Source organism: Massilistercora timonensis, assembly GCF_048354975.1.
GTDB lineage: Bacteria > Bacillota > Clostridia > Lachnospirales > Lachnospiraceae > Massilistercora > Massilistercora timonensis.
The window spans coordinates 1-4,371 of sequence record NZ_DBGCJQ010000122.1; the positions used below are offsets into that span (position 1 = coordinate 1).

General features: G+C 52.1%; 5 protein-coding genes and 1 pseudogene. 5 read left to right on the plus strand and 1 reads right to left on the minus strand.

Features of this window, described 5'->3' with window-relative positions; genetic code table 11:
* The 5 genes from infC to ACML7B_RS10585 form a co-directional block, all read left to right on the plus strand.
* Positions 1 to 413: translation initiation factor IF-3 (gene infC, locus ACML7B_RS10565; RefSeq protein ID WP_418541162.1), on the plus strand; the 413-nt coding region annotated here is incomplete at its 5' end.
* 35 nt (positions 414 to 448) lie between these two features.
* Entirely contained in the window at positions 449 to 646 is a 198-nt protein-coding gene (gene rpmI, locus ACML7B_RS10570; RefSeq protein WP_106788100.1) for a 50S ribosomal protein L35, read from the plus strand.
* A gap of 33 nt (positions 647 to 679) precedes the next feature.
* On the plus strand, positions 680 to 1,036 hold the full coding sequence (gene rplT, locus ACML7B_RS10575; RefSeq protein WP_106788101.1) for a 50S ribosomal protein L20: 357 nt from the start codon (positions 680 to 682) through the stop codon (positions 1,034 to 1,036).
* A gap of 375 nt (positions 1,037 to 1,411) precedes the next feature.
* Positions 1,412 to 2,797: a TrpB-like pyridoxal phosphate-dependent enzyme gene (locus ACML7B_RS10580; RefSeq protein ID WP_418541163.1), complete on the plus strand. Its 1,386-nt coding sequence runs from the start codon at positions 1,412 to 1,414 to the stop codon at positions 2,795 to 2,797.
* Between the two features lie 28 nt (positions 2,798 to 2,825).
* On the plus strand, positions 2,826 to 3,368 hold the full coding sequence (locus tag ACML7B_RS10585) for a cysteine hydrolase family protein (protein WP_418541164.1): 543 nt from the start codon (positions 2,826 to 2,828) through the stop codon (positions 3,366 to 3,368).
* Between the two features lie 47 nt (positions 3,369 to 3,415).
* On the opposite strand, the pseudogene ACML7B_RS10590 reads toward ACML7B_RS10585, so the two are convergent.
* Positions 3,416 to 4,371 (minus strand): annotated as a pseudogene (locus ACML7B_RS10590) (2-hydroxyglutaryl-CoA dehydratase); the annotation flags it as partial.

The following is a 4,371-nucleotide window of genomic DNA, read 5'->3' on the forward strand; positions in this document are numbered from 1 at the left end:
ACGCTTTCAAGCTGGCACAGGAAGCAGAACTGGATCTGGTAAAGATCGCACCAACTGCTAAACCACCGGTATGTAAGATCATCGATTACGGAAAATACCGCTATGAGCAGGCCAGAAAGGAAAAAGAGGCCAGAAAGAAACAGAAGACGGTGGAGATCAAGGAAGTACGGCTTTCGCCCAATATCGACACCAACGATCTGAACACCAAGGTGAACAACGCAAGGAAGTTCCTCAGCAAAGGCAATAAGGTAAAGGTGACGCTGCGTTTCAGAGGCCGTGAGATGGCCCACGTTCAGCAGAGCAAGCACATCCTGGATGATTTTGCCAAACTGGTGGAAGATCTGGCTGTTGTAGAGAAACCTGCCAAACTGGAAGGCAGGAACATGAGCATGGTTTTAACTGAAAAACGTTAAAAATATATTCACACAAACGCAAGGAGGAATTCATTATGCCAAAAATGAAAACAAATCGGGCTGCTGCAAAGCGCTTTAAGAAGACAGGTACAGGACTGTTAAAGAGAAACAAAGCTTACAAGAGCCATATCTTAACAAAGAAGTCCGCGAAGAGAAAGAGAAACCTGAGAAAGGCTACCATCACGGACGCAACCAACGTAAAGAACATGAAGAAAGCAATGCCATATTTATAAGATCTGGCAGGAAAGTTGAAGGAGGAATAAGACATGGCAAGAATCAAAGGCGGATTAAACGCTAAGAAGAAACACAATAGAGTATTGAAACTGGCAAAAGGATACAGAGGAGCCCGCTCCAAACAGTACCGTGTTGCAAAACAGTCTGTAATGAGAGCTCTGGCAACTGCATACGCAGGAAGAAAACAGCGCAAGCGCCAGATGCGTCAGCTGTGGATCGCCCGTATCAACGCTGCTGCCAGAATGAACGGACTGTCCTACAGCAAGTTCATGCACGGCCTGAAGCTGGCGAACATCGACATGAACCGCAAGATGCTGGCTGAGATGGCAGTGAACGACGCAGAAGGCTTCGCTACACTGGCTCAGGCTGCAAAGGAAAAACTTGCATAAATCTCTTGACAACGCCACGTCACCGTGATAAAGTATAGAAAACCGTTGAGGAAGAGTAAGTATCCGTGATTGGAACCTTCAGAGAGCTGCAGATGGTGGGATTGCAGCGGATGAGATCATGGAGAATGGACTTCCGAGGGCGAGCTGAAAGATTTCAAGTAAGCGGGCCGGAGCAGGTCTCCGTTATCAAAACCAGCGTATGATGGTACGTATGAGTGGGTATATCGCAAGATATATCAAGCCGGGTGGCACCGCAGGAGTTGATTTTTGATACTCTTGTCCCTGCAAAGTAATTTGTATGGGATAAGGGTATTTTTTATTTGCACAGAAGGTACCCTTTCCCAGGAAAACCAGTGAGCAGAAAGGAGAACCAACATGAAAGAACAGAAAATCCCCTACAAGATCTACCTGGAAGAGAGCGAGATGCCCAAGGAATGGTATAATGTGCGCGCCGATATGAAGAGCAAGCCGGCGCCCCTTCTTAATCCGGCTACCCATGAGCCTATGACCGCAGAGGAACTTTCCGTGGTATTCTGTAAAGATCTGGTGGACCAGGAGCTGGACAATGAGAACCGCTACATTGAGATCCCCCGCGAGATCCGGGACTTCTACAAGATGTACCGTCCCGCTCCGCTGGTGCGGGCCTACTGTCTGGAAGAACGGCTGCAGACGCCGGCGAAGATCTACTATAAGTTCGAGGGAAACAACACCAGCGGCAGTCACAAGCTGAACTCCGCCATCGCCCAGGCCTACTACGCCAAGAAACAGGGGCTGAAGGGCGTGACCACAGAAACGGGAGCCGGCCAATGGGGAACAGCCCTTGCCATGGCCTGCGCTTACCTAAAGCTGGACTGTAAAGTATTTATGGTGAAATGCTCCTATGAACAGAAGCCCTTCCGCCGGGAAGTAATGCGCACCTACGGGGCCAGCGTGACTCCCTCCCCCTCCATGGAAACAGAGGTGGGCCGGAAGATCCGGGCAGAACATCCGGGAACTTCGGGAAGCCTTGGCTGCGCCATCTCAGAGGCTGTTGAGGTAGCCCTTGGAAGCGAGGGATACCGGTATGTGCTGGGAAGCGTACTGAACCAGGTGGTGCTCCACCAGTCCATCATTGGTATGGAGACCAAGCTGGCTCTGGATAAATATGGTGTGACGCCGGATATCATCATTGGCTGCGCCGGAGGAGGATCCAACCTGGGCGGCCTGATCGCGCCATTTATGGGAGAGAAGCTGCGGGGCGAGAAGGATTATCATTTTATCGCAGTGGAGCCGGCTTCCTGTCCCAGCATGACCAGAGGCGTTTATGCCTATGACTTCTGCGATACCGGAATGGTGTGCCCGCTGGCCAAGATGTATACGCTGGGAAGCGGGTTCATCCCCTCACCCAACCATGCGGGAGGCCTTCGCTATCACGGTATGAGCCCCATCCTGTCCCAGCTCTATGCGGACGGGTATATGGAAGCCCGCTCGGTGGAGCAGACGTCAGTGTTCGCGGCGGCAGAGCAGTTTGCCCGGATCGAGGGCATCCTTCCTGCACCGGAGAGCAGCCATGCCATCAAGGTGGCTATGGACGAGGCTATGAAGTGCAAGGAGACGGGAGAAGAGAAGACCATCGTGTTCGGCTTGACGGGAACCGGGTATTTTGATATGGTTGCTTATGAGAAGTTCCATAACGGACAGATGGAGGATTATATTCCTTCGGATGAGGATCTGAAGACCGGATTTGACGGGATCCCCCGTTTCCCGGGCAATATGGAATAATACGGACAGGACAGATGGAGGTGGCCCTATGAAAGTACTGGTAGTGGTAGATATGCAGAAGGATTTTGTGGACGGAGCCCTGGGGACAAAAGAAGCCCAGGACATTGTTCCAAAAGTAGTAGAGAAGATCCGAAATTTTGACGGGGAGGTCTACTATACAAGAGACACCCATGAGAAGAATTATCTGGATACCCAGGAGGGGAAGTTGCTGCCGGTACCCCACTGTATCCTTGGTACGGAAGGATGGGAACTGGTGCCCGAGATCCGGGAGCTGGCCGGGGATCACATTTACAATAAACCCACCTTTGGCAGTGTAGAACTATGTTATGGCCTGAAAGAAGCCATGCTGGATGAGGAAGTAGAGGCGGACGGGAACCTGATCGAGTCCATCACGCTGGTGGGGCTTTGTACGGATATCTGTGTGATCTCCAACGCCATGCTGCTGAAGGCCTTCTTCCCGGAAGTGCCGGTGATCGTGGACGCTTCCTGCTGCGCGGGAGTGACGCCAGAGAGTCATGAGAACGCGCTGGAGGCCATGAAGATGTGCCAGATCCAGGTGGAAAATCTATAGGTTGAAAAAGAGAAGCCTGCAAAATGGCTTCTCTTTTTTATGTAAATTTATGCGCTTTCCTCAGTTTGTTCAGATTCTTCTGCTGTCTGGGCCTTCAGGTTCTTATTGGCCGTGGAAAGCATAAGCTTGATCCGGTTTAACTGGTTGACTTCGCTGGCGCCGGGGTCAAAGTCGATGGCCACGATGTTGGACTCAGGGTAGAGCCGGCGCAGTTCTTTGATCACGCCTTTTCCTACCACATGGTTGGGGAGGCAGGCAAAAGGCTGGGTGCACACAATGTTAGGCGCTCCGCTGTGGATCAGCTCCAGCATCTCGCCGGTGAGGAACCATCCCTCGCCGGTCTGGTTGCCAAGAGATACGATCTCGGAAGCCATCTTGCCAAGTTCGTCAATCTTTGCCGGTGGATCAAAATGCCGGCTCTTCTTAAACGCTTCTGTGGCAGGTGCCCGGAACCATTCTAACGCCTTGATGCCAAGATTTCCCATGGTCGCCTTGGACTTCTTCATGCCCAGGTGGGACACTTTGAAGTTCTGGTTGTAGAAGCAGTAGAGCAGGAAGTCCAGAAGATCAGGCACCACGGCCTCGGCCCCCTCGCTCTCCAGCAGATCCACCAGATGATTATTGGCGGCGGGAAGGAACTTCACCAGAATCTCGCCTACCACGCCTACCCGCGGCTTCTTCACATCCAGCAGTTCCAGGTTATTGTCGAAGTCCTCGATAATCTCCCGGCATAATTGCTTGAACCTCCTCCTGGAAGGATAGCCTTGGGAGAGGAACTCCTTGCAGACGCCCTTCCACTTTTCGTGCATAGCATTGGCAGAGCCAGGCACTGCCTCGTAAGGCCGCAACCGGTAGACGCATTTCATGAAGATGTCTCCGAAGATCGCCGCATAGATTCCACGCAGGGCCAGGGAAGGCGTAATCTTGAATCCCGGGTTGCCTTCCAGGCCGCTTAGGTTGATGGAGATCACCGGAATGTGCCCGAATCCGGCCTTTTTAAGCG

Bases quoted from the DNA above. Each gene is read 5' to 3' on its own strand.
- rpmI (WP_106788100.1), top strand. From the start codon at position 449: ATGCCAAAAATGAAAACAAATCGGGCTGCTGCAAAGCGCTTTAAGAAG.
- rplT (WP_106788101.1), top strand. From the start codon at position 680: ATGGCAAGAATCAAAGGCGGATTAAACGCTAAGAAGAAACACAATAGA.
- ACML7B_RS10580 (WP_418541163.1), top strand. From the start codon at position 1,412: ATGAAAGAACAGAAAATCCCCTACAAGATCTACCTGGAAGAGAGCGAG.
- ACML7B_RS10585 (WP_418541164.1), top strand. From the start codon at position 2,826: ATGAAAGTACTGGTAGTGGTAGATATGCAGAAGGATTTTGTGGACGGA.